The organism is Vibrio sp. 10N.222.49.C9, from assembly GCF_041474985.1.
Taxonomy (GTDB): domain Bacteria; phylum Pseudomonadota; class Gammaproteobacteria; order Enterobacterales; family Vibrionaceae; genus Vibrio; species Vibrio crassostreae_C.
The window spans coordinates 1-297 of the sequence record NZ_JBFRVD010000556.1 but is presented as its reverse complement, the minus strand read 5'-3'; the positions used below and the strand labels follow the sequence as shown (position 1 = coordinate 297).

Below are 297 nucleotides of genomic sequence, written 5' to 3'. Positions count from 1 at the left end.
TTTCAATTAAGGCCATCATTATAGCGACCATTACCGCGACCATTGTATTTCGCTCGATCAACGGTCAATCTGCGGTCATTAGCATGCCACAATACCAAGCGCCCGAATTGGTCACCTTATGGCTATTTTTGCTGTTGGGTGTGCTGTTTGGCATATTTGGCGTGGTGTTCAACAAGCTGATTACCTTCTCCCAAGACAAACTAACCGCGTTACATCAACATAAACGCAGCCGCTATTTACTTCTGGGTGTCGCCCTTGGTGGCATGTTTGGCTTGCTACTGCTGTACGTTCCTGAGT

The 297-nt window shown here is 47.1% G+C and carries 1 protein-coding gene; it reads left to right on the top strand.

The features are described from left to right. A partial coding sequence (locus AB4585_RS24445) for a chloride channel protein (RefSeq protein WP_372171341.1) occupies positions 1–297 on the top strand: 297 nt, incomplete at both ends.